At 53.5% G+C, this 24,980-nt stretch carries 26 protein-coding genes, 5 pseudogenes and 1 other annotated feature; of the genes and pseudogenes, 30 read left to right on the top strand and 1 reads right to left on the bottom strand.

Annotated features, from left to right (window positions below; translation table 11 throughout):
• The first annotated feature begins 32 nt into the window (after positions 1 to 32).
• The 25 genes and pseudogenes from CWM53_RS23250 (at position 33) to CWM53_RS23120 (ending at position 21,517) form a co-directional block, all read left to right on the top strand.
• Positions 33 to 352, top strand: a pseudogene (locus CWM53_RS23250) (hypothetical protein).
• 699 nt (positions 353 to 1,051) lie between these two features.
• Positions 1,052 to 1,594, top strand: a complete 543-nt coding sequence (gene ssb / locus CWM53_RS23240; protein WP_100730160.1) for a single-stranded DNA-binding protein — start codon at positions 1,052 to 1,054, stop codon at positions 1,592 to 1,594.
• A gap of 48 nt (positions 1,595 to 1,642) precedes the next feature.
• Positions 1,643 to 1,891, top strand: a pseudogene (locus tag CWM53_RS23235) (DUF905 domain-containing protein).
• A 68-nt stretch (positions 1,892 to 1,959) separates the two neighbouring features.
• The gene (locus CWM53_RS23230) at positions 1,960 to 3,960 is read left to right on the top strand and encodes a ParB/RepB/Spo0J family partition protein (RefSeq protein ID WP_100730161.1); all 2,001 of its coding nucleotides are present in this window, start codon (positions 1,960 to 1,962) and stop codon (positions 3,958 to 3,960) included.
• Between the two features lie 44 nt (positions 3,961 to 4,004).
• Positions 4,005 to 4,436, top strand: a complete 432-nt coding sequence (gene psiB / locus CWM53_RS23225; protein ID WP_100730162.1) for a conjugation system SOS inhibitor PsiB — start codon at positions 4,005 to 4,007, stop codon at positions 4,434 to 4,436.
• A pseudogene (locus tag CWM53_RS23220) lies at positions 4,433 to 5,165 on the top strand (plasmid SOS inhibition protein A). The gene psiB and the pseudogene CWM53_RS23220 overlap by 4 nt, the downstream one beginning before the upstream one ends.
• Positions 5,162 to 5,488, top strand: a complete 327-nt coding sequence (locus tag CWM53_RS23215) for a theronine dehydrogenase (protein ID WP_100730163.1) — start codon at positions 5,162 to 5,164, stop codon at positions 5,486 to 5,488. Before CWM53_RS23220 ends, CWM53_RS23215 begins: the two are co-directional and overlap by 4 nt.
• Before the next feature lie 188 nt (positions 5,489 to 5,676).
• Positions 5,677 to 7,045, top strand: a pseudogene (locus CWM53_RS23210) (IS3 family transposase).
• Between the two features lie 242 nt (positions 7,046 to 7,287).
• The gene (locus CWM53_RS23205) at positions 7,288 to 8,097 is read left to right on the top strand and encodes an ABC transporter ATP-binding protein (RefSeq protein WP_023389903.1); all 810 of its coding nucleotides are present in this window, start codon (positions 7,288 to 7,290) and stop codon (positions 8,095 to 8,097) included.
• A complete protein-coding gene (locus tag CWM53_RS23200; RefSeq protein ID WP_100730165.1) occupies positions 8,094 to 8,927 on the top strand; it encodes an ABC transporter ATP-binding protein in 834 nt (277 codons plus the stop codon). The genes CWM53_RS23205 and CWM53_RS23200 overlap by 4 nt, the downstream gene beginning before the upstream one ends.
• A gap of 26 nt (positions 8,928 to 8,953) precedes the next feature.
• The gene (locus tag CWM53_RS23195) at positions 8,954 to 10,198 is read left to right on the top strand and encodes an MDR family MFS transporter (RefSeq protein WP_100730166.1); all 1,245 of its coding nucleotides are present in this window, start codon (positions 8,954 to 8,956) and stop codon (positions 10,196 to 10,198) included.
• Between the two features lie 10 nt (positions 10,199 to 10,208).
• Complete coding sequence (locus tag CWM53_RS23190; RefSeq protein ID WP_100730167.1) at positions 10,209 to 11,735, top strand: ABC transporter substrate-binding protein; 1,527 nt, start codon at positions 10,209 to 10,211, stop codon at positions 11,733 to 11,735.
• A 19-nt stretch (positions 11,736 to 11,754) separates the two neighbouring features.
• Complete coding sequence (locus CWM53_RS23185) at positions 11,755 to 13,530, top strand: ABC transporter permease subunit (protein ID WP_100730168.1); 1,776 nt, start codon at positions 11,755 to 11,757, stop codon at positions 13,528 to 13,530.
• A 187-nt stretch (positions 13,531 to 13,717) separates the two neighbouring features.
• A complete protein-coding gene (locus CWM53_RS23180; protein WP_004144492.1) occupies positions 13,718 to 13,948 on the top strand; it encodes a hypothetical protein in 231 nt (76 codons plus the stop codon).
• A 423-nt stretch (positions 13,949 to 14,371) separates the two neighbouring features.
• Positions 14,372 to 15,595, top strand: coding sequence for a zinc metallochaperone GTPase ZigA (gene zigA, locus CWM53_RS23175; protein WP_100730169.1), 1,224 nt, complete (start codon positions 14,372 to 14,374; stop codon positions 15,593 to 15,595).
• Positions 15,596 to 15,730: 135 nt separating this feature from the next.
• Positions 15,731 to 16,314, top strand: a pseudogene (locus tag CWM53_RS23170) (transposase); the annotation flags it as partial.
• Positions 16,012 to 16,128, top strand: a sequence feature (AL1L pseudoknot). Its footprint overlaps the pseudogene before it by 117 nt.
• Entirely contained in the window at positions 16,229 to 16,468 is a 240-nt protein-coding gene (locus CWM53_RS23165) for a hypothetical protein (protein WP_206053097.1), read from the top strand. The pseudogene CWM53_RS23170 and the gene CWM53_RS23165, both read left to right, overlap by 86 nt.
• A gap of 80 nt (positions 16,469 to 16,548) precedes the next feature.
• Positions 16,549 to 16,869 carry a type II toxin-antitoxin system RelE/ParE family toxin gene (locus CWM53_RS23160; protein ID WP_004152720.1) on the top strand — a complete coding sequence of 107 codons (321 nt, stop codon included), beginning with the start codon at positions 16,549 to 16,551 and terminating at the stop codon, positions 16,867 to 16,869.
• Complete coding sequence (locus tag CWM53_RS23155; protein ID WP_004152721.1) at positions 16,859 to 17,137, top strand: helix-turn-helix domain-containing protein; 279 nt, start codon at positions 16,859 to 16,861, stop codon at positions 17,135 to 17,137. The genes CWM53_RS23160 and CWM53_RS23155 overlap by 11 nt, the downstream gene beginning before the upstream one ends.
• Positions 17,138 to 17,551 (top strand): helix-turn-helix domain-containing protein, encoded by a 414-nt coding sequence (locus tag CWM53_RS23150; RefSeq protein ID WP_100730171.1) that lies wholly within the window; start codon positions 17,138 to 17,140, stop codon positions 17,549 to 17,551. It abuts the gene before it with no gap.
• A gap of 817 nt (positions 17,552 to 18,368) precedes the next feature.
• Positions 18,369 to 18,749 (top strand): hypothetical protein, encoded by a 381-nt coding sequence (locus tag CWM53_RS23140; protein WP_100730172.1) that lies wholly within the window; start codon positions 18,369 to 18,371, stop codon positions 18,747 to 18,749.
• Positions 18,750 to 18,815: 66 nt separating this feature from the next.
• A complete protein-coding gene (locus CWM53_RS23135) occupies positions 18,816 to 19,163 on the top strand; it encodes a hypothetical protein (protein WP_023292162.1) in 348 nt (115 codons plus the stop codon).
• Between the two features lie 88 nt (positions 19,164 to 19,251).
• A complete protein-coding gene (locus tag CWM53_RS23130; RefSeq protein WP_065905248.1) occupies positions 19,252 to 19,482 on the top strand; it encodes a hypothetical protein in 231 nt (76 codons plus the stop codon).
• Positions 19,483 to 19,528: 46 nt separating this feature from the next.
• A complete protein-coding gene (locus CWM53_RS23125) occupies positions 19,529 to 20,362 on the top strand; it encodes an N-6 DNA methylase (RefSeq protein ID WP_100730173.1) in 834 nt (277 codons plus the stop codon).
• Between the two features lie 624 nt (positions 20,363 to 20,986).
• Positions 20,987 to 21,517, top strand: a complete 531-nt coding sequence (locus CWM53_RS23120) for an antirestriction protein (RefSeq protein WP_100730174.1) — start codon at positions 20,987 to 20,989, stop codon at positions 21,515 to 21,517.
• 37 nt (positions 21,518 to 21,554) lie between these two features.
• Here CWM53_RS23120 and CWM53_RS23115 read toward each other — a convergent pair whose 3' ends face one another.
• Positions 21,555 to 21,962 (bottom strand): transglycosylase SLT domain-containing protein, encoded by a 408-nt coding sequence (locus CWM53_RS23115; protein ID WP_227521735.1) that lies wholly within the window; start codon positions 21,960 to 21,962, stop codon positions 21,555 to 21,557.
• 493 nt (positions 21,963 to 22,455) lie between these two features.
• On the opposite strand from CWM53_RS23115, the gene traM reads away from it, so the two are divergent.
• The 5 genes from traM to traL all read left to right on the top strand — a co-directional run bounded on the left by traM (position 22,456) and on the right by traL (position 24,920).
• Positions 22,456 to 22,854, top strand: coding sequence for a conjugal transfer relaxosome DNA-binding protein TraM (traM, locus tag CWM53_RS23110; protein ID WP_100730176.1), 399 nt, complete (start codon positions 22,456 to 22,458; stop codon positions 22,852 to 22,854).
• 173 nt (positions 22,855 to 23,027) lie between these two features.
• A complete protein-coding gene (locus CWM53_RS23105; RefSeq protein WP_004152494.1) occupies positions 23,028 to 23,714 on the top strand; it encodes a transcriptional regulator TraJ family protein in 687 nt (228 codons plus the stop codon).
• Between the two features lie 78 nt (positions 23,715 to 23,792).
• On the top strand, positions 23,793 to 24,179 hold the full coding sequence (locus CWM53_RS23100) for a TraY domain-containing protein (RefSeq protein ID WP_004152495.1): 387 nt from the start codon (positions 23,793 to 23,795) through the stop codon (positions 24,177 to 24,179).
• A gap of 53 nt (positions 24,180 to 24,232) precedes the next feature.
• Positions 24,233 to 24,601 carry a type IV conjugative transfer system pilin TraA gene (gene traA, locus CWM53_RS23095; RefSeq protein WP_100730177.1) on the top strand — a complete coding sequence of 123 codons (369 nt, stop codon included), beginning with the start codon at positions 24,233 to 24,235 and terminating at the stop codon, positions 24,599 to 24,601.
• A gap of 13 nt (positions 24,602 to 24,614) precedes the next feature.
• The gene (traL, locus tag CWM53_RS23090; protein ID WP_004178059.1) at positions 24,615 to 24,920 is read left to right on the top strand and encodes a type IV conjugative transfer system protein TraL; all 306 of its coding nucleotides are present in this window, start codon (positions 24,615 to 24,617) and stop codon (positions 24,918 to 24,920) included.
• Positions 24,921 to 24,980: the final 60 nt, after the last annotated feature.

Raw genomic sequence — 24,980 nt, 5'->3', positions numbered from 1 at the left:
TTCTTACTCAGTGTGTCCAGGGAGGGTAATCTGTGCGTATGTCTCTGATGTTTGCTGCCGTGTCGTTTTTAACCGGTATTAACCTGTTTTTTATTCCGTTTCAGCCTGTTCCGGCTCTGTGGGGGGCCATCCTGGCCGCTGCTTTTGTTCTGATTAATGTCGTGGCGGATAAGCTGCGCCTCTGGAGTGGTATTGCGTGGATTATCGTTGCCGGCATCATCATAACGCTGATGCTGAAGGGGAAAGAGCGGGTGACGAATTACGCGTGCTGATCACCGTTTTTGCTTTCCTGGCTTCGGCCTGGTACTGCGTTGTTCAGTACAGAAAAGAGAAGGGCGAGTCTCAGTCCTGACCAGACCAGACCAGACCAGACCAGACCAGACCTTACCTGACCTGACCGGTACTCTCCATCTTGCTGCAGCTCTTCCTCTGTTTAACTTTCTTTTCACACAATCTGCACCGGGGCCACCTTCGGCTCCTGACCCGCTGGCGCGGTTCAGTCGTCGAGCCACACTGCGCTAACCGCGAAAAGACGCGGTAAGCTCCGCCGAATCCGCTACGCGGTTTCGGGCCTGCCGGCTAGTGTCTGATGTCTGAGGTCAACGGCAGCGCTTGCTGCGACCGTTCCGGGCGCGCCGCTTTCACCGTGCCGGCGAAGGGCTGCCGGCACTCTGCAGGGCAACGCCGTTTCGCGCCCGCGCGTTCCGTCGTTGCGGCGGGTGCCTGCTCCTTTCCCCTGGTACCCGAATCACCCGTTTGAGTCCATTCGCCCGGGCTGACATAGCCACAACCTGTCGCATTGGCTGTCCAGGGTGTAATGAACAGTCCACAAAACTTTTTGCATGGAACCGCAAAAACTTTTGTGTCCTGCCCCGGACAGATGCGTCAGGCCGTGGCGTCTTTGCCCTTGCGGCGAACGGCTCTCAAACGGGTGAAGGTAACAACCAGGGGGCAGGTTCAGCAGGTCCCCACACAAAGTCAAAACCGCGGCCCCGGCAACTCAACGGGTGATGGTTTTTAAAGACAAAACAACAGAGTAAGGAGATTCATCATGGCAGCACGTGGCGTTAACAAAGTCATTCTGGTCGGACATCTGGGACAGGACCCGGACGTGCGTTACATGCCCAACGGGGGCGCAGTGGCCAATCTGCCGCTGGCCACGTCTGAAACATGGCGTGACAAGCAGACGGGAGAGATGCGCGAAAACACCGAGTGGCACCGTGTGGTGATCTTCGGCAAGCTCGCGGAAGTGGCGGGCGAATACCTGCGTAAAGGCGCGCAGGTCTACATCGAGGGCCAGCTGCGCACCCGCAACTGGCAGGACGATGCCGGAGTCACGCGCTACGTCACCGAGGTGCTGGTCGGCCAGAACGGCACCCTGCAGATGCTCGGCGGCCGCCGTGAATCCGGTGTGCCTGAGAGCGCCGCGCAGCCGCAGAGTCCTGCCGCCCCGGCACAACCTGCTCAGGCCCCGGCTAAATCCCCGAAAGCGAAGGGCGGTAAGAAAGACTGTCAGGATGCGGCTCCGTCTCAGCAACCGCCTCAGCCACTCCCGGATGATTTTCCACCAATGGATGATGACGCGCCCTTTTAAACCATGATGAAGACGCCCCGTTCAGGTGGGGCAGAGAAGGAGAAACATATGGACCACAACGTTTTGTCCCCGCTTGAATCCCTGCCGGATGGCACGTTTACCCGCAGACAGGCTCATGTTGTCGCAGCGCAGTATCAGAATGTGGCGATTGAAGATGACCAGGGGACCCATTTTCGTCTTGTCGTCCGTCATCTGGATGATAGCAGCATGGTCTGGCGCGTCTGGAATTTTTAACCGGGCGGCGAGGACCTGATGAACCGCTATATCCGGGACTACGGAGTACGCAAAACGCAATAAGCCGTAATAGGTGCCGGGCAGATGGGTCTGCCCGGCAGACATTAACCAATATCGGAGAGAAATCAATTATGTCAGTGACCGAGTCTAAAGCAAAAGCGCCGGTTAAAACCAGCAAAAAATCGGTGAACCCTGCCGAATCCGCCGCCCTGAAAGCCGCGCTTGAGGCTGCTCAGGTTGAGATGGTGCCGCTGTCGGCGCTGGTCAAATCCCCGCTGAACGTTCGCACGATCCCCTATCCGGCTGACAGTGTCCGGGAGATGGCTGACTCCATCATGGCGATCGGCCTGATCCAGAATCTGGTGGTTCACTCGCTGCCGGACGGTATGTCAGGTGTGGCTGCAGGTGGCCGCCGTCTTGCCGCCCTGCAACAGTTGCTCAGCGAGCAGCGCATCGATGCCGGGTATCTCGTTGTTGCCAAGCGTGTCAGTGACGACCTGGCGATGGTTGCCTCGATGGTCGAGAACAACCAGCGGGTGGCCATGCATCCGGCAGAGCAAATCAGCGGGTTCCGCACCCTGTCAGAAGAGGGGAAAACCCCGGCTAAAATCGGGGACCTGCTGGGCTACAGTGCCCGTCACGTTCAGCGGATGCTGAAGCTGGCAAACCTCGCCCCGGAACTGATCACCCTGCTGGCAGAGGACAAACTCGACGTGGAGCAGTGTCAGGCCCTGAGTCTGGAGAGCGACCCGGCACGTCAGGTGCAGGTGTATGACCAGGTGAAAACCTCATACGGCAGCACACCCGCTCACCTGCTGAAGCGGGCCATCACGGATACGGAAATCGCCGTAACCCACTCCCGCTTTGTGTTTATCGGTCGTGAAGCGTATGAGGCCGCCGGGGGCGTGGTGCGTGAGGATCTGTTCAGCGCCCAGGAGGGAGACGGAACGGCTGACGGGGTACTGGTTGAGCGTCTGGTTCAGGAGAAGCTGGCGGCGGCTGCGCTGGCCATCGAACAACAGGAAGGCTGGTCATGGTCACTGGCTCGTGAGGGATCCGTCAGAAACTACGGCGATGACCGCGAGCATTATCTGGTGCTGCCGGCGCCGGAGGGGGAATTCAGCGCTGAGGAGCTGCAGCGTCTTGATGAACTGTACGCCACGCTGGAGGCAACGGAAACCTTTGAGGATGAAGCCGCGATTCAGGTGCTGATTGATGAGATTGAAAATGCGGCATCGGTTCGGGCGTGGACACCGGAGCAGAAAGCGGCCTGTGGCGTGGTGGTCAGTCTGTATGACGGTGAGCTTTGCGTCCAGCGTGGTGTCCAGAAGAAGATCCAGACGGCGGTCTCTGACGTCGGGGAACACGGTGGCGATCAGGCTGCCGTACATGTGGTCACCCGCAGTATCCCGGATGCGGCAGAGGGCATCAGCGTGCCGTTGCTGAAAAAAATGTCTTCAGAAAGGACACTGGCGGTTCAGGCCGAACTGGTTAAGCAGCCACAGAAAGCCGTGGCCCTGATGGTCTGGCGGCTGTGCAGTTGCGTGTTTGACTACTGCACCACCACCCGGCATCCGTTCGTCCTGCGCCTTGAGGTGCATCACAGCGGCCTGACCAGTGAAGCCCCGACCGGAGAGGAAGGTCAGGCATGGCGGTATCTGATGCAGGAGAAAGCCCGTCTGGAAGCCCTGCTGCCGGAGGGGTGGCAGAAAGATTTCACCACCTTCTTTACCCTCGACGGACAGACCCTGATGTCGCTGATGGCCTTCTGTACTGCCTGTTCCGTAGACGGTGTCCAGACCCGTGAATGTGGACATACCCGCCGCAGTGACCTCGATGGCGTGGAGGCGGCGCTCGGGTTCCATCTGCGCGACTGGTGGCAGCCGACAGCGGATAACTTCCTCGGGCTGCTCAGCAAGGCCCAGATTGTGGCGGCGCTGAAGGAGGCCGGGCTGACCGGAGCCGCCTCGGATGCCGAAAAAATGAAGAAGGGTGATGCTGCCAGCCATGCGGAACAGTGGCTCTCCGGCTCCCGCTGGGTACCGGGCTGGATGCAGTCCCCGGATGCCGCAAAGCCGGACGATGCACATGCTGCCCCGGACACTGACGAACCGACTTCACACGCTGCCTGATAACGGAGACGCCGCCCTGCGGGGCGGCGATAAGGAGACTGAAAATGAAAACGTTACTGACTCTGGATGTCCTGAAAACCATGTCCATCGATGAGCTGGAAGATTACCGCGCTGCCGGTGAAGATTTCCGCCGTGAGCTGACCCATGCTGTGATGCGTGTTCTGCATCTGCCGTCAGGCTGGTCCGTGAACGGTGAATATCGCAGTGAGTTTGGCGGTTTTTTCCCGGTTCAGATCCGTTTTTCTCCGGCCCATTGCCATTTTGATGTCGCTGTCTGCAGCCCCGGCGAGTTGAGTGAGCGATGGATGGTCGTCTTTGTGACACGTGGTGGCCAGCCGTTCTCTGTTGTTCGCAGCATGGAAGCATTTGACCCGGAGTTGATCTCCCACACGCTGGCATTGATAGCGTGTCTCGATACTGACGGATATTCCTGCGCCAGTATCATCAGTACGCTGGAACAGGAGGGCGCACAATGATCCCTTCGTCCCGTTCCCTTGTCACCCTGCAGCCTGCCAGGCAGGCTGCGCTGCAGGCCATCATGACCGTGGAGAATGCCCGCCAGCGCGGTGCTCGTCTGTCTGCCGCGCCACACGTGCGTACCTTTCTGCGCCTGCTGACCGGGAACAGCCGCATGAACACGACCGTGGCGCAGCGCATTCCCGGCCTGAACTGGGACCCGAAACATCGTCTGAGCAGTCTTAAGCAGGTGGAAGAGGCGCTCGATGCACTGATTGCCAGTCACGGGGAGTGCTGCCCGCTGCCGCTGCCGGTTGATGTTCAGGCCGAACTGTTCCCCGAGGTGCAGCACAGCCGGACTGAGCGCCGGAAACAGCGCAGCGGCCTCGCCTTTACCCGTAAGATGCGTCGGGAAGAACGCGCAATGGCGCATCACTGGCGATTACGGCAGAACCTGCTGGGACAGGCCGTCACGGAGCTGAATTTCCAGTCACCGGAAACGGTCATCAGCTGGTACCGCCGGTGGGCCGATGAGTTTGACGCGCGTGAGCTTGCCCCTGCCTTCTGGCACTGGCGATCGCGATATGCCTCGCTGACCTCTCTGGCTGGACTGGCTGCGGGATGCCGGGGAGCCGCTGTATGGTGTCATGCATGAAATCAGCTTCATTGTGAGAGAGACGCCGGAGTCTGTGCGTCAGGCAGAACGCTGGCAGGTCCCGAACAAGCTGACACACCGGAGCCACGGATGAAGTGGCGCTATTCCCTGAGCTGGAAACTGCCGCACAGGCCCTGCCCGGGTCCACAGGAGCTGGTTTCCGTTGTCGTGGAGGCAGGGCAGGCGGCACCTGAAGAAGTGATGTCTTGCTGGGTGGCGGGCGCGGGCTATGCAGTATGCGTGGATTTTCTCGACGAGAGGCAGATTAAGCGCTGGAGCGACGAGCGGAAAGCCGCCGCCCGCCACCGGAATCTGGTGCGCCGCATCAACAGGATTGCGCCCTTGTTTGCCGACGAGCTGATCGAGCGGGAGCTTGAGAGCAGACCCGGGTATTTTCGCGGCAAATCAGAACGATGATGGCGCGATGCCTGGTCAGTATGGCAGCGGGTAAGGTATACTGGCGGTGGCGCTTGAGGCTTTTTGCCTCATGACGTGAAGGTGGTTTGTTACCGTGTTGTGTGGCAGAAAGCAGAAAGCCCCGTAGTTAATTTTCATTAACCCATGCACTGCACCCATTTAGTTGGACTCTCAAATTGGAGAGTCCCATGTCCAGACGTAAGTACACCTTTCAACAGCGCCTCGAAGTGGTTATGCACTATTTCGCTACCGATGAAGGCTATCGCTTAACTTCAGCTCGCTTTAATGTTCCCAGAACCCAGGTAAGAATATGGGTTGCAGCCTATGATGCTTATGGAGAAGAAGGCCTGAAGCCCAGGGATAAGGGCGTATCAATCGATCCCGATATCAGAGTCGAAGCCGTTAAGGCTGTACTGACGGGGCAGATTTCCCAGTCGCAGGCTGCTGCGAAATTTAACGTCGCGGGTTCAGCCTCTGTTGGGAAGTGGATGAAGGTGTTCAGCGAACATGGAGAGGAAGGGCTTCGTTCTCTCCGTGTGGGCAAAAAAAGGCACTTCATATGATTGATGATCCTGTTGCGCTTGAGTTGGCACTGGAGCGTTCGAAAGATAAACGTATTCAGGAACTTGAACAAAAAGTCCGCCGTCTGGAATTGCGGATACTTTATCTAAAAAAGTTGAAAGCCTTAGTTCGGTAAGAGAGAAGGTCAGAATTATCGACGAACTGAGGCAGCACTATCCGTTCGACCAGCTTTTGCAGATAGCTCAGATACCCAGGAGTACGTTTTACTATCATCTGAAAGCACTCCACTCCCCGGGGAAATACGATGAAGTGAAATGCAGAATCAAAGAGATCTATGATGAGAACCAAGGCCGCTATGGTTATCGGCGGATAGCACTGGCGCTCAGAAGAGAGGGAGGAGCGTTAAACCACAAATTGGTTCAGCGCCTGATGAATGTACTTCGTCTCAAAGCCGCGATAAGAGTTAAGCGCTACAGTTCATGGCAGGGTGAGCATGGGCGCGCTGCTGACAATATCCTGCAACGAAACTTCAAAGCCAGCCGGCCCAATGAAAAATGGGTCACCGATGTCACTGAATTCGCCGTCAGTGGCCGCAAACTCTACCTTTCACCCATTATTGATCTCTTCAATAACGAAGTGATCTCCTACAGTATTTCAGAACGTCCAACCATGCCGATGATCGATGACATGCTCATTAAGGCATTTGCCAGACTTGATGCGGGTACCAATCCGGTTCTTCATTCAGATCAGGGCTGGCAATAACGTCATCGATGGTACCAGTATCAGTTACGGGAGTTCGGCATCATCCAAAGTATGTCCCGCAAAGGCAACTGCCTCGATAATGCCTGTGCAGAATGCTTTTTCGGAACGTTGAAATCAGAATGTTTTTATACCAGCAAATTTAAGGACATTGATGAACTTAAGATAGCTATTGAGGATTACATACGATACTACAATACCCGACGAATTAGCCTTAAATTTAACGGACTCAGCCCGGTTGAATACCGTCTAAAGAGCTATCCAGGCAGAAATTGACAAGCTCTGTACAGGGATGCCGTCAGGAAACCTGAACGTCGTTGGACACGCTCATGTAAATGTCTGCTATGAGCGAACAGCGGAAATTCGCAAATGTTTCACATCTGATGAAGGCAATTAATTAATGGATGGTGTGGTAGCCAACGGGGAGTAGGTCAAAGCAATTACAAATTGGTTTGAATTGCAACACCACGAAAACAAATGTTATGTTATCACATAACTTAAATGGCATGTGCAGTGACATGAACAACGATCTTCCTTATTCAATACCTGTGCTTGATGTTAAAAGCGTCAGCATTTCTATGGGCCATTCTGCCCTGGTCAGCGATGTCAGCTTTCGGCTCCAGCAAGGCGAGCGGGTCTGTATTATCGGCTCATCGGGGTCAGGTAAGTCTCTGACGGCAAAAGCCATTATAGGTACATTGTCTGTCGGGCTGTTATTACAAGGAAGTATTCGTATAAACGGTGCGGATGTCGTAGGCCTTCATCCCACCCGGCGCCCTCAGCATGCGCTGGCATCCGCCATCTTTCAGGACTCTTCCACCGCGCTGAACCCGCTGATGCCGGTGGGGCGACAGCTTGCTCTGGCGTTGAAAACAGGTGATAACGCGAGGTTGGCCTCTTTGTTGGATGCGCTTCAGCTCAGCGATATCCCTCAATTGCTCTCTCGCTACCCGTCAGAGCTTTCCGGTGGGCAGCGTCAGCGAATTTGCATCGCGCTGGCGTTGCTGGGGAATAATCGCCTGCTGATTGCTGATGAACCGACGACGGCACTGGATGTGATTAGCCAGCAGCAGGTTCTGCAGATATTAGGTCAGGGTTCCACGCTGAGCGCTCCGCCTGCGTTGCTCTTCATCACGCATGATATTGCCGTAGCCACACAGCTTTGCCAGCGAGGTATCGTGATGGAAAAAGGCAGGATTGTGGAGTCAGGCACAATGGCCCAGCTCCTGAACGCGCCGGAACATCCCTACACCCGCAAACTGGTACAGGCCGCGCGAGCTGCTGAACAGACGTTGTTAACACATACCCGTGAGGCGCTCGCCGGATGAATATTCCCCCGCAGATGGCATCCGACTCCTTCATTCAGGTCGACAGGATTTCCCGCTACCGGAGCCAACCCGGACTCCCCTGGCAGAAGACTCTGCCTGTGAATGCCATTCTTAACGATTTTTCGCTCATGCTGCGTCAGCATGAGCGCGTAGGCCTGCTGGGATGTTCGGGCTGCGGAAAATCGACGTTACTGAAAGCAATCCTGGCCCTCGATCCGGTGGATGACGGTGGGGTGTATTGCGATGGAAAGGTGGTCAGGCCGGGCTCTGCCCGAACATTACGCTGGTATCGTCGCCGGGTTCAGTACCTTCCTCAGGAGCCCGCCAGCACGTTGCCGCCGGCAATGCGTGTCAGAGATATTCTCAACGAGCCGCTAAAACATTTAGGCTGCAACCGTGATGCGTCACCTGACCTTGCCACTGCACTTGAACAGGTAGAACTCAGCGCGGAGGTTCTCGACCAGCGTGCAGGCTCGCTTTCAGGGGGGCAGGCTCAGCGCGTTGCGCTGGCAAGGGCGCTGATCATACAGCCCGATTTTCTGCTGGCCGATGAACCGGTCAGCGGGCTGGATCTTCCCCTGCGTGAGCAAATCAAATCGCTGCTTTTGCGTGTTACAGAAGAAAACCGCATGGGGCTGCTGATCGTCTCTCATGACATTTCTATGCTGGCAGGGTTGTGCGACAGGACGCTGGTCATGGAGGCCGGAAAAATCATTGAAGATCGCCCTACGCTTGAAATGCTGCATTTACCTCATCATCCGCATACGCGTCAGCTGCTGGACGCGGTACCGGCTCTTGTAACTCATGCCCCATCACGGGCGCGTGGCTGAATACATTTTTAAAGAATACTCTCATCATGACTGAATTGATTTCAGGGAAGAAAGCGAACACCTCCCCCTCATTGCTGCTGGCCAGCCAGTTTATTTTTAATACCGGTTTTTATGCGGTGGTGCCTTTTCTCGCTATTTTTCTGCGCGATGACATGCTGTTGTCCGGCGCCGCGATTGGCATGGTGCTCGGTCTCAGAACCTTCTCGCAGCAGGGCATGTTTCTGGTGGGAGGGGCGCTGACTGACAGGTTTGGCGGGCGTGCCATCATTCTGTGCGGCTGCGTGGTCCGAATCAGCGGCTACCTGCTGCTCGCTACCAGCGCCTCGTTATGGGGCGTCATTCTGGGAGCCTGTCTGACAGGGACTGGCGGCGCGCTCTTCTCGCCTGCAATCGAGTCGCTGATGGCGCAGGCGGGGACGCAAAGTGAAAGGGAAGGCAAGCGCAGCCGCTCAGAGTGGTTCGCATTGTTCTCTGTTTGTGGCGAGCTGGGCTCAGTTATCGGTCCTCTGCTGGGGGCATTACTTACAGGCTACAGCTTCCAGAGCGTGGCCCTTGGCGGGGCAGGTGTTTTCCTGTTTGCGCTGATTATGCTCTATTTCATGCTGCCGACAGGCACCAGCCATCATGGCACGCTGAAAATTTCCCCCTGGTGGACGGCATTCCGCCAGCGCCGCTTTGTTGCTTTTATCGTCGCTTACAGCGCGTATTTATTCAGCTATAACCAGCTCTATCTGGCGTTACCCGTTGAACTACGCCGCTCCGGCGGAAGTGAGGCCGATCTCGGCCCACTGTTTATGCTGGCCTCGGTCATGATCATTTTCCTGCAATTGCCTCTGGCACGGTTTGCCCGAAAACGCGGTGCATCACAGATTTTGCCCGTGGGCTTTTTGCTGCTGGCTCTGTCATTCTTTAGCGTCGCGCTGTTCGCCAGTACCCCACCGCCAGACACGCTGTGGCGGCTGCTTCCCGCGTTTTCACTGGTCACGCTGCTGACGCTGGGCCAGATGCTTATTGTGCCTGTCGGCATGGACATGATCCCCGTTTTCGCCCGGGATAAAAATCTGGGCGCGCACTATGGGGCACTTTCCTCCATGGGCGGCGTCACCGTGCTGGTCGGCAATTTTGCCCTCGGCGGGCTGCTGGATCGCGCACTCATCCCTTCTTCGCAGGCTTTTGTGCCATGGCTACTTATGGGCTGCATTCCGTTATGGAGTGCAGTCGCCATGCTGTTTATTTTACGATCGTTTAAAACAACCTCCGGGAATCAATAAGGAAAGATAAATGAATATGGGTAAACCTTTATGGCCTGTGTATGGACTCCTGTCAGCCACCTTATTACTGACTGGCTGCTTTAATGAACCGCAGGTCGAATCGGCCAGCGCCAGCGAGGGCAGAATTAAAGTGGCGCACCTTCTGCCACCGCGTTCCGGCCTGACGCCGCTCAGTGATGATGCCTTTAAATTATCGCGCTGGAGCACGGCTGAAACCCTGGTCGTACTCAACAGCGCCAGTGACGCGCAGCCTGCGCTGGCAACCCGCTGGGAACAAATCAATGACACAACCTGGCGCTTTGAATTGCGCCCGAACGTCAAGTTTCATGACAACACCGATTTGACCGCGCAGTCGGTGGTTAACGCGCTGAGCGTTGCCGCTGGCGCCAAACCAAAACCCCGTATTCTGGATGGCGTAACGCTCACCGCCAAAGCAGACGGTGAAAATGCCGTTCTGATCACGACTGAAAAACGCGATCCTCTTCTGCCTCAGCGTCTTTCCAGTCCTCAGCTGGCCATTTTGTCGCTGAATGCCTACAAAGCAAATGGCGTGGTGAATCCGGTTAATGCGGGAACCGGGCCATTCATTCTGCGCAGTGTGAATGGTACCAGCAGTGCCGCGCTCGATCGCTTTGATGGCTACTGGGGCGAGAAGGCGAAAGCCAGCGGTATTGACGCAAGCTTTGTTCCAGACGGGGCCGCGCGCGCAGCCGCATTACGTACCGGCACGGCGGATATCATCGAGGCAATTCCTGTGTCTCAGGCCCCGCTTCTGGATCAATCACTGGTTCATGAAGTGCCGATGCCGAGAACCAATACGCTTTATCTCAATACGGCGCAGGGCGTGATGAAAGATCCTGCTATGCGGGCCGCAGTCCGTGACGTGATTAATCGTCAGCAGATTGTTGATAATGTCTATGAGAAACGTGCCGACGTCGCACAGGGGCTTCTGGGCCCGGCCTTGCCATGGGCCGCACCACTGCGCAAACCAGTAAGCAACCCCGTTGCGGCGGGGAAACCAGACGGAGCCACAATCACCCTGGCAACGTTCAGCGATCGTGCGGAATTGCCTGAAGTCGCGGTCTATCTTGCGCAGCAGCTCACTGCCGCCGGGTTTACCGTAAAACAAGTGGTCCGCGAGTATTCGCAGATTGAAGCTGATGCGCTGTCCGGTAAGTTTGATGCCTTTATTCTGTCGCGTGCAACCGTGCTGGATTCCGGCGATCCGGTTGCCTACATGTACAGCGATTTCGCCTGCGAAGGGTCGTTCAATATCTCCCAGCTGTGCCGTCCGGAAATTGATGCTGCACTGAAAAAAGCCAGTGAAACGCCAGCGGGTGAGGCTCGTCGCCAGGCCATTATGGACGCTGAGAACATGATCCTTGCCAGCGATGCTGCGATCCCAATGCTGCATGAACGCGTCATTCAGGGGGAAAGTGCGGCTCTGAAAAATGTGCTCCGTGACCCTCGCGAGCGCACGCTCATCAATAGCCAGACCCAGTTAGTTGCTGGCGAACAGACTACTGCTGCACAGTAAGACAGGGGGGTATTGATCAATGAGCGAATCGCTGTATTGCCGGACCTGCGCCAGGATCCATCGGGCAAGTAACCTGCCAAAAGGCTTAGTGGCAACGTTGCTGTCGCGGATAATTACGCTGACCGGTATTGTCGTGCTGATCGGGATGCTGCCCTGGCTTTCGGGCCAGGATCCCGCCATGGCGCTGCTGAGAGCGCGTTCTGCTGAACAGGAAGCAACCCCGGAAGCGTTAGCAGCGATTCGCCAGTCGCTGGGGCTCGATCAGGGCCCTGTGCAACTCCTGATGCACTGGCTCAGTGGCCTCTTGCAGGGGGATGCAGGTAACTCCTGGATATCAGGCCGTCCCGTGCTGCCAGGAATGATCCAGGCAGCCCAGGTCTCACTGACACTGATGCTTATGTCCGCCGTGGTGGCACTGCTGCTGGCGGCGATGATTTGCCTGCCGACGTTCCGACGAGGTCTGCAGGGGCGGTCGTTTCGTTCGACGGGCTTTTTCGCGTCAGTATTCACCGCATTACCCGAATTTCTTCTGGCGTCATTCTTACTGGTCGTTGGGGCCGTCTGGCTGGAGTGGTTTCCTCCTTACGGCTGGAACGGCCTGCACTATGCGGTGCTGCCCGCGCTCGCAATGGGGATCCCGGCAGGTGGCTATCTGGGGCGGATATTCTCGGATGCTTTAGCGGCAACCTTTAGTGAAAACTGGATAATCACCTGGACCGTCTCCGGGATATCGCGCTGGCACGTTACCTGCGCGGTAGTTAAGCGAACGCTGTCCACCGTTATGCCGTTAATTGGCCTGATTCTGGTGTCATTGACGGGCAGTGCGGTGGCCGTGGAAAAGGTCTTCGCCATTCCGGGACTCGGCAGGGCAACGCTGGGCGCCGTGGTTGCTCAGGATCTTCCGGCGCTGCAAACGGGCGTGCTCTTCCTGGTCATCATTGCATTTATGTTCGGAATGCTGTGTGCGGGGGTCAGATACCTCATTCTGGGCAGGGCGTTGCGCACGTCCTCTCTGCCGGTCACCAATGAACCTGACGGAAAAAGCGGTAAGTTGTCGCTGGTGCTTCCGGCCGCCTGTGGCGTTGCGTTAGTCGTGCTTCTGGTTATTGGTCTGCCCCGTGATCCTTACTCGTCTGAGTTTATGCGACTGGATCATCCTTCCTTTTCGCTGCCCTTTGGGGCCGATGCCATGGGGCGTGATCTGCTCGCCAGGGTGGCTCACGGCACGGTGCATACCTGCATGCTGGCGCTGATGGTGTCGCTTATTTGTCTGCTCCTGGGGCTGGTTATTGGTCTTTTCCCCAGGATGTTTGTGGGACCGACAGAGATGGCAAATGCGCTGCCTCCGGTTATTGCGGGCTTACTGGTGGTTTCCATCAGTGGCCCCGGTAGTTCAGGTGCGGCCATTGCGATTGCAGCTGTAGGCTGGGCACCTCTTGCAACACATACCGCTGCGCTGGCGACAGAAATTCGTGCCAGACCTTATATCAACATGCTGCCTGTTCTGGGTGTTGGCTGGCTGCGTCAGAGTCTGTTTTACATTTTCCCGGCGCTGATTGGCCCTCTGTTTCGCCATGCGATGCTGCGCTTACCGGGGATCGCCCTGGCTTTAGCTTCACTGGGTTTTCTTGGGCTGGGCGCATCACCGCCGGCGCCGGAATGGGGAAGAGTACTTGCGGAAGGAATGCCTTATCTGGAACGCGCCTATTGGGTCGTTCTGGCTCCTGCGGTAGCGCTTGCCGTTTTGTCTGTGATGGGCGTGAGTCTGGCCGGTCTGACAGGTCAAAAAAAATAAAAAAGGTTCCAATACGTTGCTCTCACGATGACGGCAACGTAGAACAGCTGCGAAGGCATTACTTTGTCGAGAAGGTTGGGCAGCGATTTTTTTGAAATAACTGTGCACACTTTTTCACCGAAAATATGCTGGTACCGAAGAACGGGCAAAGCTAGATTAAGACGTTGAGTTAAACAAGGGGGCAAAAATGAAAGTGTTAAGTATTGTCGGCGCTACGCTGCTGGTCACGTCATTCCATGCAGCAGCATTTGTTTCTGTATCGCCGGTGCCCGCGGGGCAAAATGCGAACGTCAGTTCAGCCGCAAACAACGGACACGCTATTCCTTCTGAAGCGGCCAATGCGGACATAACAAAGATCATTCCGATCGCTGGCTGTCACTGCGCTTTCTGTAACTCATTGCGTGCCGCTAACCTTTAATCCCTTGTTCAGGCCTGGGTTTATCAAGATTCAGGCCCTGAATCTGTTCCTGACGTGCAGCAGGTCAAGAATGTGATGGCATGCTGCTGCCTTTCACCTGCACGCCACCTTACCGTGTAGTCCTTTATTTCACCCTTTTCGGGCTGACTTACCGCACCAAATGCTTCCCGCACATTCTCACATTTCATTCACACATCTCCACGCAGCGTACCTTCTGTCATCTGGTCTGCTTTGCACCAGGGAACGCACAGATTGCTGATGGCGAGAAGTAGCAACGTTATTTCTGTTATGTTATAACATTACATTAATGGGCCAGTGATGACAGTACCGACTGATGCGTGAAATCCGGCCTATTCAAAAAAGAAACACCGCACGTTGTCCCTGTGCATTGATTCAAAGCGATCGCTGTAGGAGATGTTAACAATGTCATATAAGAAAGCCGCTGTAATTGAAGATCCCCGTTTACCTGTCACCGTACTGTCGGGTTTCCTGGGGGCCGGGAAAACGACCCTGCTCAATCACATACTCAACAATCGGGAAGGCAGACGTGTCGCCGTTATCGTCAATGATATGTCAGAGGTCAATATTGACGCCGCGCTGGTGAGAGACGGTGGGGCAGAGCTTTCGCGGACGGATGAAAAACTGGTCGAAATGAGCAATGGATGCATCTGCTGCACCCTGCGTGAAGACCTTCTGCTGGAGGTAAACCGGCTGGCGAAGGAGGGCCGTTTTGATCAACTGGTTATTGAGTCGACCGGTATTTCTGAGCCTCTGCCTGTCGCAGAGACCTTTACCTTCGCCGACGATGAAGGCGAAAGCCTCTCTGCCGTTGCGCGTCTTGATACCATGGTCACCGTTGTCGATGCGTACAATTTTCTGAAAGATTATGGTTCAACGGACAGCATTCAGTCCCGGGGAGAATCACTGGGAGAGGAAGATAAGCGCAGCGTTGTCGACTTGCTGATTGATCAAATCGAATTCTGTGATGTGCTGATCCTCAACAAAGTTGACCTGATTAGCGACAGTGCGCGAGAGAAGCTGATGGCTATTTTAGTGTCTCTTAATCCTCAGGCAAAAATAATTGTTTCACAGTTCGGACAGGTTCCTCTGGACGATGTGCTGAATACCGGACTTTTCGATTTTGATAAAGCGGCTCAGTCGCCTGGATGGTTAAAAGAGCTGCGTGGCGAGCACACACCCGAAACCGAGGAATATGGCATTACAAGTTTTGTATTCCGTGCCCGCCGTCCTTTCCATCCCACTCGCTTCTGTCATTTTCTGGAAAATGAACTGGGCGGTGTAGTGAGATCGAAAGGTTATTTCTGGCTAGCGAGTCGCCCGGAGTTCGCCGGTAGCTGGTCACAGGCGGGAGGAGTAGCAAGACAGGGGCTCGGCGGAATGTGGTGGGCAAGCGTGCCCAGAGACCAGTGGCCAGATGACGAACAATCGCTGAAATTTATCGAGTCAAACTGGGTCGATGGCATTGGCGATGCACGCCAGGAGCTGGTGTTTATCGGGATAGAGATGAATGAAGCTGAACTGCGCGCAAAACTGGGTGCAGCGCTGTTAACCGACAAAGAGATGGCAGAAGGCCCACATCTCTGGTCTCAATACCCTGATCCTATTGAATCCTGGTTTGAAGATTAAGATGAAGTAACCCTGTAGAAGAGCGATGTTAAGAAATAATCGCAAAAGCGTTGAAATCACAGATCCACTTTTAAGACTGTTTGAATCGCCCCGGAAATCCTGGAGACTAAACTCCCTGAGAGAGAGGTAAACAGGATGACTAAAAATACACGTTTTTCCCCTGAGGTTCGTCAGCGGGCGGTCCGTATGGTTCTGGAAAGTCAGAATGAATACGACTCACAGTGGGCAGCCCTCAGCTCCATTACCCCGAAGATTGGCTGCACACCGGAGACCCTGCGCGTCTGGCTTCGCCAGCATGAGCGGGATACCGGTAGCGGTGATGGCGGGCTCACCACCACGGAACGTCAGCGTCTGAAGGAGCTGGAGTGCGAAAACCGCGAACTGCGCCGCAGCAACGATATCCTGCGCCAGGCTTCCGCGTATTTTGCGAAGGCGGAGTTCGACCGCCTGTGGAAAAAATAGCGCCCCTGGTGGATACCCTGCGTGATGAGCACGGGGTCGGACCGGTATGCCACGAGCTGGATATCGCCCCGTCGACGTATTACCGGCATCAGCAGCACAGGCAACATCCGGGCAGACGCAGCCAGCGGGCACAACGTGATGACCTGCTGAAGGTGGATATACAGCGCGTATATGATGAAAATCACAGCGTGTACGGTGTGCGTAAAAATCCAGCAGGGGGCTGGGAACGCCTATTATGCAGGGCTTCAGTGGCGCGGTATTACACTCGGACACGCCGATGCTGCAGCGCTTAATCAGTTTGATATCGATATCAGCAAAGCTCAGGCACCCGAAGCACGCACCTGGTTGCTTCAGAACAAAGCAGAATTCATCGCTCTGATCCTGGGCATTGAAGTAGTAAAGGTCGGGTAGTGAGAAGCTAGCTAACTTAGCTCTTGAGCTAAGTTAGCTTTTGAGCTAATGTGTGCACATACGGACCAGAGATTACATTCATGTTCACAGTCATCTTTCATGATGAGGCTGAAAAAGAGTTTACGGCTCTGCCTGCTGCCATTCGTGCAAAAATGGCCAGGCTACTCATGAAGCTGGAAGCAAACCCTCGCCAGCTACGCGAGCCAGATACCAAGCCGCTTGGAAACGGCCTTTTCGAAATACGTACAATGGGGGCAGATATCGCCCGCGGAATCTGGGTATATCAGAGTGGTGAACGTATTTTTCTACTTCGGATCTTTATCAAAAAATCGCCAAAAACGCCCCCGGCAGAAATAGATCAGGCACTTCGCAGACTGGAGGAAATGCAGAATGAAATATAAAACCCTTAGCCAGGTTCATACCGAAGCAATGAACGATCATGAGTACAGCGCGGCATTCGAGGCAGAAGAAGCCTCGGAGCTACTTCGGGAAACCTTAGCAACATGGAGAAAAGAAGCGGGTTTGACGTCGGCACAGGTTGCAGAACGTATGGGCATCAAAGCGCCTACTATCTCACGTATGGAGAAGAACGCTTCGCGAATGAGTATTCAGACGCTGGTTCGGTACGCCAGAGCCTGCGGTGTTAACTTTAAAATTCAGCAGGTTTGAATGATTAGCGATGCCAATAAAGCGGTGAATGACCTGGCGAGTATTGTCCCTCTGCTGGGTGGCAGTTCGTCCCGCAAAGATTACGAAGAGGCACGTAAACTCGTTGAGTATCTGCTTGAACATGATCCGGACAGCCCGCTGGTTGATATGCTGACTGCCCGCATCGATGCCTGGGAAGATAACGCGGTGGAATTTGAAGAATTTAATACGCGCATCGAAGCAGGTAAAAACGGTGTATCGTTGCTGCGGGTTCTTATGCAGCAACGCGGGCTTTCACAGTCCGATTTCGAAAACGAGATAGGTAAAAAATCGCTCGTCAGCAGGATCCTCAGTGGTGAACGCAGTCTGGCCCTTGATCACATGCGGGCGCTGGCAAATCGATTTCAAATCCCGGTCTCGATGTTTGTTGACTGATACCGGAAAGCAGGCGAAGAGGGCACAGATGAAAGAGCGAGACGTATTTAGTGAACTGCTGGAAGGCATGACTGCATGGCGAGAATTTAATGCAGGAAATGAAACGCTGCGATCGCTCAGTAGCTGTCTTAAACCTTTCATCCTGCCTGTGAGACGGGCAAAAAGGCCGCGCGCCTGCGGCGCCGGGAAAACCGGGCCGCGCTGACGCGCCGCCCGCATTTCCTCTCCGCGTCTTCCCTGTTTGCTGCCCGTTGTCTTCCTGCTTCTTCTCCCTGCTGTGTCTTTGCTGTTAAACCCTTTAAGGCCTTAACGTCAAAGGCATAACAACACTGGACACCTTCGGCTCCTGACCCGCTGGCGCGGTTCAGTCGTCGAGCCACACTCCGCTAACCGCGAAAAGACGCGGTAAGCTCCGCCGAACCCGCTACGCGGTTTCGGGCCTGCCGGCTAGTGTCTGATGTCTGAGGTCAACGGCAGCGCTTGCTGCGACCGTTCCGGCCGCGCCGCTTTCACCGTGCCGGCGATACACCTGCCGGCACTCTGATGGCGCCACGCCGTTCCGTCGTGTCGGGTGTGTTCATTCTCATCCCTTCCCCTGGTGAGTCATCCCTCGTCCGTTCCCCGGCGGAGGGCTGGTCGTAGCACCGTCGTGTCGTCATCCGAAGGGTAAAATGAACGCCGCCAAAACTTTTTGCCAGGGACCGCAAAAACTTTTGTCTGCGCCCTTCTCCTTCCGCCCCGCCGTTGCTCCTTTGCCCTTTGCCGCCAGGGAACTCACCGAGAGATGGATTAACCACCAGACCAGAGGAAAAGCAGAATGAACACACAGAACGTCAACGTCAAAACCGCCACCAAAGAATCTACCGAAAGATGGGTTGAAAACCTTCTGGCCAACGCGATTAGCGAGCAAAAGAGCCTCCTTATTTATCTGGCGGAGCTTAAAAACAAGCGCCTGAGAGAAAGCGAAAGAAGTGAACTGGTATGGGGCACGTTGATGCGTATGGCTGATAACGTCCTGGGGGCGGGAGTGGTTGACTGGCATGCGGACGTTCTGCAGGTGCATTTCGGCGTCGCTCAACCATGGCTGCAGTCCCGGAAACTCGTTGAGCTTCTTTTTGGTGATACCGGTAAGGAAGCGTGGGATGACGCACGCAAATACATTGCTGACTCAATGCGCGCTGAACGCCATATGCCATGAGTCTGCTTTTTTTACCCAACATCTGGCGGTCCGGGGGCCGTCGGTGATCCACATAAGGAGAGACGTATGAACTTACACCTGACCGAATCCTCAGCCCATCCGGGAATGCTGGCTACAGCAGAATCAGAGCGCGAATACTGGCTGAGCCGGCAGAAAGCAGCGGTGAAAGCCCCCTCAGAAATCGACGTTCACACGTTCCATGACGCGCTGGGCCTGATGTATCCGCTCAACTGGTCAACAAGTGAGAACGGCGAGTGGGAAACGTTCATGCTGCAGGAGATGGTCTGCGGTGACGTGACAGAGATATATGCCCGCTACGGAGCCAGATATTTCCGGCTGCGGGATGTGTGCAACCTGAGCCATGCGCAGATCACAACGCGCATTAAGGAGGAATTTAACCTGTTCCGGAAATGAAAAAAGCAGGGAAAACCCTGCTTTATCCATGCCGTAAAAGTCGCGGGAACGATTTTTACGGCTGTTCAAATAAACCCAGGAGTTCAAAATGAACGTATCCATTGTTTCACCTTCCACTGAGGCTGTAAAGCCCCGCCGTCATCAGCGCAACCTGCGTGATGATATCGCCGCACAGGAGATTGACCCGGCGCTGAAGGCTTTCGGGCGGCATATTGCCCGGAGCGTTCGCAAGGGGCGTGGTGTCCATATCCCCGCGATGAACAACACCGCCTTCGGACAGGTGCTCCGCACGCTTGAACTCAAACGCGCATGTAACTGACAAGGTGAGCCGCTCCTTCGGGAGCGGCAACAGCGGAGATAATGCTATGTCACAGATGAATTTTGCCGATGTGTTCAATCTGGCCAGAGAAACCGCGGATAACAGCCCTGTTATTCAGGCAGGGCAGCAGATCGCGGAACAGGTGCCTGCGGTTCAGCGTATGATGAGCGCGCAGTACAGCCGGGGCCGTTTCATCCGCGTATTTAAGGATACGGGCCGCCATCTGGGGCGCTGGGAAGTGTTCAGTGATTTTCTGTCACTCGCCGCCAGTGAGCTGGATATGGCCCGGATACGAACACCGGAGAGCATGGAGCACTGCCGGAAAATCTGCGCCCGGTACGAGGCCACCGACATTGCGAACATGCAGGAAATGTTCTGCCTGATGGTGTGTGCGCTGGAAGCGAAATTTCATGATTTCCTCGGCGCGATTTTTATGGAGCTTGAGCTGGGCGATAACTTTCGCGGGCAGTATTTTACCCCGTATTCGGTGCAGTGTCTGATGGCGCGAATGCTGATGCCAGGCGTCAGAGACACTATCCGCCGGGAAGGGATTGCTACCGTCAGCGATCCGGCGTGTGGGGCCGCCGGGATGCTGATCGCCTGTGCAGAGTGCCTGCTTGAAGCGGATATTAACCCCTCCATGCACATGTTCGGCAGCTGCATTGACATCGACCCGGTGGCGGCAGATATGGCCTTCATCCAGCTGTCACTGCTGGGGATAGCAGCGGAAGTGGTGACGGGCAACACGCTCACGATGCAGTTCCGGCGGGTGAGGTATACCCCGGTTTTCTACCTCAATGACTTTGAAAAACGACTGGCAGATCTGCGCCGGTTCAGGGCTATGCGGGACTTTATGCGCGGAATACAGGAGGCCGCGTAAATAACCGGAAGGGCAGGGGATAACCTGCCCGACTGCGCTAAAAGGCCGCAGCGCCTGTGGCGCTGAATAATACCGGCTGCGCTACGCGCCGCCCGTATTACTCCGGCGCGGTAGTATCTCATCAATATTCTTTATTCATCCCTGTTACATCGCTTCCGATATTCTGCTGTGTATCTCTTCCGCTATTTATTTCTGATGAAAGATTAAATAAATACTGACCCGGGCGTCGTCCCTGTCGGGACACGGCTGTCGTGAACAGAGCCAGCAAGCTGTCTCTGCCCTGTCGGGCTTCCATCCTGACGCAAATTCAAAATCTCGCTTGCTGCATCCTTATCAGGATGCGCCGCTCTCACCGTGGCGATAAATACCCGCCACTCCAGGGCCTGAACGTGAATCCGATAAACATCGGATTGACGTTCAGGGTTGTGCGCATTCTCACTCCTGCTCGATATCGCCCGACTTCATCTTTCGCGGAGGGCTGCTTTTAGCATTAGCCGTGGAGGAAATAAAGGGGTATATGAACGCCAGGCGCCCCTTTATTTCCTCCCCGTCGGCTGCAAATTGCCCTTCGCCGCTCAGTGATGAAGTCGAACGTTTTAATAAACCGCGAAGGAGAAAATCAGTATGCGCACAATGAAAGTCAACACCGCCACTCGTGAATCAGACGAACAGTTTAAAACAGACAAATATCTGCGCTGTGCCGTAACCAATGGTAAAGCTCGCCTGGATTTTATCCCGGACCTCTTTTTTACGCCGTTAGCCGATAATATGGCCGCGAGCTGGTTACGCCAGCATTCTGAATACGACGGCGGTTCCTGGTCTTACTGGGTTATTCCACAGGGTGTTGGCGGGAATATTGCACCCAACAGCATCCAGTTCATTACCACGCAGACCGGATATATCGCACCAGAAGGTGAGCAGCGTTACAGGATGTGCATCCCGGGAAATTATTTCGAAGGTGAGGTCAGCGCCGATGCAGCAGGCATTATTGCCACGCTGATGATTATGAACAGGCTGTCCTGGCACGTGGCTGAAATGGGGCCGCAATATGACCAGATCTGCAGGCGTCTGGTTTCACGGCAGGATGCACTGAAGGATTATATCAGCATTATTCAGCATCCCGAACGGCATTTAATATGGCAGGCAATTGATTAATCACTTCCCTGTTCTGAAGACCTCATGAATGGGGTCTTCAGTTTTTTGTTAAAGATGACTGGCTGGCATTTTTATTTCTCTTGATAGCCAGGTAGATGGCCTCAATCTTCCTGGCGTACTCCAGTCGTCGTATGGCCTGCCTGTCCGTTCTCCTGAACCCGGCGTTGTAGGCGCCGACTGCCTCCCAGCTGACTCCCCATTTTTTAAAAGCCAGTGCCAGATAATAAGCACCGGTGTAAATATTCAGACAGGCATCAGTCAGAAGGTGTCCCGGTTTAATACCGTACTGCGACAGTTCACCCAGGTGTTGCGAGTCGATCTGCATCAGTCCGGCACCGTAGCCAGATCCCGGGTTTTTCCCGATGGCATTCACCTTCCATTTAGACTCCTGCCATGAAATAGCCCGCAGCAGATCGGGATCTATTCGATAGTCCCGTCCTGCCATATCAAAACAATCCGCAGACCAGGCAGGCGTGGAAATTAAAAGCAGGGTAGCTAATACCAGTTGTTTTCTCAAAAGACTCCCTCCGGGTCGGTTCCTGCAAATACGTTAACCCAGACCAGAACCAGACTCAACAGATATGCACTCCTCACCACAAAATCACCACACCCCACGCAAAATTAAAATTTTGCAGATTTATCCTTTAAATTATGAGCTTATGTGAGTGAACTTTCTGTTTCTTTCATTTAGAAAGTATAAACAGACTCTATCCAGACTCTAAATAGAGTCTGGATAGAGTCTGTTTAGAGTCGATAACGACTATCGTCTATAAAATCAGATGGATAATTGGGACTGCACTCTAGAGTGTAGTCCCTTTTGATGAGATACTTTATGCTCTAGACTCTAGAGTGTAGTCTGGACTCTAATCTTGAGTTTGTTGGACGAAAATTCTATATGTGTGTTGTTAGTATTCACTCTTAATAAGAAAGGATTTGCTATGCCAAGAGTGCAGGTTTATATAAGTGATCAGGTTGTTGAGAAAATCAATGCAATCATTGAGAATCGTCGTGCTGGCGGTGCTAAGGACAAGGATGTGAATTTTTCAAGTATCAGTTCGATGCTCATTGAGCTTGGGCTTCGTGTGTATGAAGCTCAAATGGAACGTAAGGAGTCTGGTTTCAATCAGATGGCATTCAATAAGGCTTTATTCGAATATGTAGTTAAAACACAGTTTTCTATGAATAAAGTTTTGGGTATTGAATGCCTCAGTCCCCATGTAAAGGATGACCCTCGATGGCAATGGAAAGGGATCGTTCAGAATATTCAGGAAGACGTGCAGGAAGTTATGCGTATGTATTTCCCTGAAGAGGATGAGGTAAATAATACTAATGATTAATGCTGATGCACAGGGTATAAAAAGAATAAAACTCGGTCTTTTATAGATGACATGTAATTATAAATGCATTATTATTTTTTCAATTAGTAAGTGAAAATTTGAGTTTCGCAGGTATGAGAAGCATTCACCTTCTCATACCTACTGCCCATAGTAGACCTAACAAGGAGGCCTCTATGTATCCGATGGATCGTAATGAAAAAGACACCTGCCGTCAATCCCTCGCTTCTTCTCTTGAGGCGCTCATCATGCATTATTCTTTCCCGGTTTGTATTCATAATCAGTCAGGAGAATTTCCGGCATTCAATTCAGCATTTTTGTATGAGTTTGGGGGCGCTTTGCAGTCCGAACGGAGTTGGGAGGAACTGATTGGTACTGACACCTTTCTTGGACTGCGAGAGTTAGAACTACTGATTCAAATTGAACAATCTAACTTCCATATTGAAAGATGTATTTATATCAATGGAAAGCAATTTGATTTTATGATCGAGGAATTTGTCAGTGATGGTGCTGTCCACTTTTTATGGAAGTTTGGAAGGGCATCAAACTCCATTAAAAGAATAACAAGATCTCTTCCCCTGCATGCGGATGTCGTTAATTTTATGAGGGCTGTCAAAAGGCTTGATAAAAGTGAGTATGATTTTTTTGGATTTTATGCAGGCGGTGCAAGTCACAAGATTATGGGGCAGTTTCTTGGACTGGAAAACGGATCTTCCAGAAATAAAAGCAGTCAAATACTAACCAAGCTTAATATTAGTAGTCGTGATGATGCCTTCATCGTTCTTCATCTAAGTGAGCTGTTGGAACCGGTAATGAAAAATGTCAGGGATATTATTACTCGTCATGTTAACAGATTGTTGTAAAATCGATGACATTTTCACCATTGCCTTTTATTGGAAAATAGAGAACAATTCTTTTAGCTTTTTCCAGGAGGGGTTAAGGTGAAACGACTTGTTAATCGTCCTGCTGCAGGTAGTGCAGTTGTTTTTACCTGTGACGATGAAACTTATCAGCATCTGACATTAGCAATACGCAGGAGTGGTCGAGTTAAAGGCACGGAAGTTCAACTGCGTGTTGATGATCATCTAAGGAAGTTTCCTGATTTTTACGATGTTCAGAAAATTTACTGTGCTGAAGAAAAACGAGAAAAACGGTTATTTCTTCGGTTTGATGAACAAACTAACAAAATGTTAATTAAGGCAAAAAACAGAAGCGGACGCTCGAAATCGCTCGAAGTTTACCTTCGCCTTAAAGCGCATCTGTTGGAATTTCCTGATTTTTATAGCTCTGAAGTCGAAGTGATAAGGAGGTCTGAATCTGAAACATAAGTAGTCCCGAAGGTATCACCATTTAAACATTATCTATTTAAAAGGAAATAAATATGAATGCTGTATTAAGTGTTCAGGGCTCTGCTGTCCCTGAAGAAACCAAACCGTCTTTTCTGTCCCGCGTTTTCAATAAAAAGAAAGCCCTGAAAGTCGCTAAAGTTGTGCTGCCGGTTGCTGCTGTAGCGGCGTTCTTCCCGGATGCTGCGATGGCCACCACCACGGCAACCGACCTGATGAAGTCCGGGGATGCGACCGTTAAAGGCACGTTTGGTAAGTCTTCCAGCGTCGTCAAATGGGTGGTTCTGGCAGAAGTCGTCGCCGGCGGCATCATGTACATGATGACCAAGAACGTGAAGTTCCTGTTCGGCTTCGCGATTATTTCCACCTTTATCACCATCGGTATGTCGGTCGCCGGTTACTGACAGGAAACACGTGATGACGGGAGACGAATTAAAGCGATACCGTTTCCCGGAAACACTGACTAACCAGTCCCGCTGGTTTGGTTTATATCTCGATGAACTTATCCCGGCCGTGATTTGCCTCGGCTGGGGTTTCTGGACCAGCAAGTTCATTTTTGGTATGGCTGCAGCGGCACTGGTTTTCTGGGGTATCAAGAAACTGAAAAAAGGGCGGGGCAGCTCCTGGCTACGCGACCTGATTTACTGGTATCTGCCAACCTCCCTTCTTAAAGGTTTCTTTCATGATGTTCCGGACTCCTGTTTCCGGCAGTGGATTAAATAAATCAACGGGGAAATAACATATGGAACATGGTGCCAGACAAAATACCACCCGCGTTATCGC

Origin of the sequence: Klebsiella sp. A-Nf5, assembly GCF_002810545.1 — a bacterium.
GTDB lineage: Bacteria > Pseudomonadota > Gammaproteobacteria > Enterobacterales > Enterobacteriaceae > Klebsiella > Klebsiella variicola.
The sequence above is the reverse complement of the archived record's forward strand: the minus strand, read 5'-3'. Positions and strand labels throughout refer to the sequence as shown.

Excerpts from the sequence above, each read along its gene's own strand:
- traM (WP_100730176.1), top strand. The coding sequence starts at position 22,456 with ATGCCAAGAGTGCAGGTTTATATAAGTGATCAGGTTGTTGAGAAAATC.
- CWM53_RS23155 (WP_004152721.1), top strand. The coding sequence starts at position 16,859 with ATGAAATATAAAACCCTTAGCCAGGTTCATACCGAAGCAATGAACGAT.
- CWM53_RS23160 (WP_004152720.1), top strand. The coding sequence starts at position 16,549 with ATGTTCACAGTCATCTTTCATGATGAGGCTGAAAAAGAGTTTACGGCT.
- CWM53_RS23180 (WP_004144492.1), top strand. The coding sequence starts at position 13,718 with ATGAAAGTGTTAAGTATTGTCGGCGCTACGCTGCTGGTCACGTCATTC.
- CWM53_RS23230 (WP_100730161.1), top strand. The coding sequence starts at position 1,960 with ATGTCAGTGACCGAGTCTAAAGCAAAAGCGCCGGTTAAAACCAGCAAA.
- psiB (WP_100730162.1), top strand. The coding sequence starts at position 4,005 with ATGAAAACGTTACTGACTCTGGATGTCCTGAAAACCATGTCCATCGAT.
- CWM53_RS23150 (WP_100730171.1), top strand. The coding sequence starts at position 17,138 with ATGATTAGCGATGCCAATAAAGCGGTGAATGACCTGGCGAGTATTGTC.
- CWM53_RS23140 (WP_100730172.1), top strand. The coding sequence starts at position 18,369 with ATGAACACACAGAACGTCAACGTCAAAACCGCCACCAAAGAATCTACC.
- CWM53_RS23120 (WP_100730174.1), top strand. The coding sequence starts at position 20,987 with ATGCGCACAATGAAAGTCAACACCGCCACTCGTGAATCAGACGAACAG.
- ssb (WP_100730160.1), top strand. The coding sequence starts at position 1,052 with ATGGCAGCACGTGGCGTTAACAAAGTCATTCTGGTCGGACATCTGGGA.
- CWM53_RS23195 (WP_100730166.1), top strand. The coding sequence starts at position 8,954 with ATGACTGAATTGATTTCAGGGAAGAAAGCGAACACCTCCCCCTCATTG.
- zigA (WP_100730169.1), top strand. The coding sequence starts at position 14,372 with ATGTCATATAAGAAAGCCGCTGTAATTGAAGATCCCCGTTTACCTGTC.
- CWM53_RS23115 (WP_227521735.1), bottom strand. The coding sequence starts at position 21,962 with ATGGCAGGACGGGACTATCGAATAGATCCCGATCTGCTGCGGGCTATT.
- CWM53_RS23130 (WP_065905248.1), top strand. The coding sequence starts at position 19,252 with ATGAACGTATCCATTGTTTCACCTTCCACTGAGGCTGTAAAGCCCCGC.
- CWM53_RS23205 (WP_023389903.1), top strand. The coding sequence starts at position 7,288 with ATGAACAACGATCTTCCTTATTCAATACCTGTGCTTGATGTTAAAAGC.
- CWM53_RS23200 (WP_100730165.1), top strand. The coding sequence starts at position 8,094 with ATGAATATTCCCCCGCAGATGGCATCCGACTCCTTCATTCAGGTCGAC.
- CWM53_RS23165 (WP_206053097.1), top strand. The coding sequence starts at position 16,229 with ATGATGAAAATCACAGCGTGTACGGTGTGCGTAAAAATCCAGCAGGGG.
- CWM53_RS23105 (WP_004152494.1), top strand. The coding sequence starts at position 23,028 with ATGTATCCGATGGATCGTAATGAAAAAGACACCTGCCGTCAATCCCTC.
- CWM53_RS23185 (WP_100730168.1), top strand. The coding sequence starts at position 11,755 with ATGAGCGAATCGCTGTATTGCCGGACCTGCGCCAGGATCCATCGGGCA.
- CWM53_RS23215 (WP_100730163.1), top strand. The coding sequence starts at position 5,162 with ATGAAGTGGCGCTATTCCCTGAGCTGGAAACTGCCGCACAGGCCCTGC.
- CWM53_RS23190 (WP_100730167.1), top strand. The coding sequence starts at position 10,209 with ATGAATATGGGTAAACCTTTATGGCCTGTGTATGGACTCCTGTCAGCC.
- CWM53_RS23125 (WP_100730173.1), top strand. The coding sequence starts at position 19,529 with ATGTCACAGATGAATTTTGCCGATGTGTTCAATCTGGCCAGAGAAACC.
- traA (WP_100730177.1), top strand. The coding sequence starts at position 24,233 with ATGAATGCTGTATTAAGTGTTCAGGGCTCTGCTGTCCCTGAAGAAACC.
- traL (WP_004178059.1), top strand. The coding sequence starts at position 24,615 with ATGACGGGAGACGAATTAAAGCGATACCGTTTCCCGGAAACACTGACT.
- CWM53_RS23135 (WP_023292162.1), top strand. The coding sequence starts at position 18,816 with ATGAACTTACACCTGACCGAATCCTCAGCCCATCCGGGAATGCTGGCT.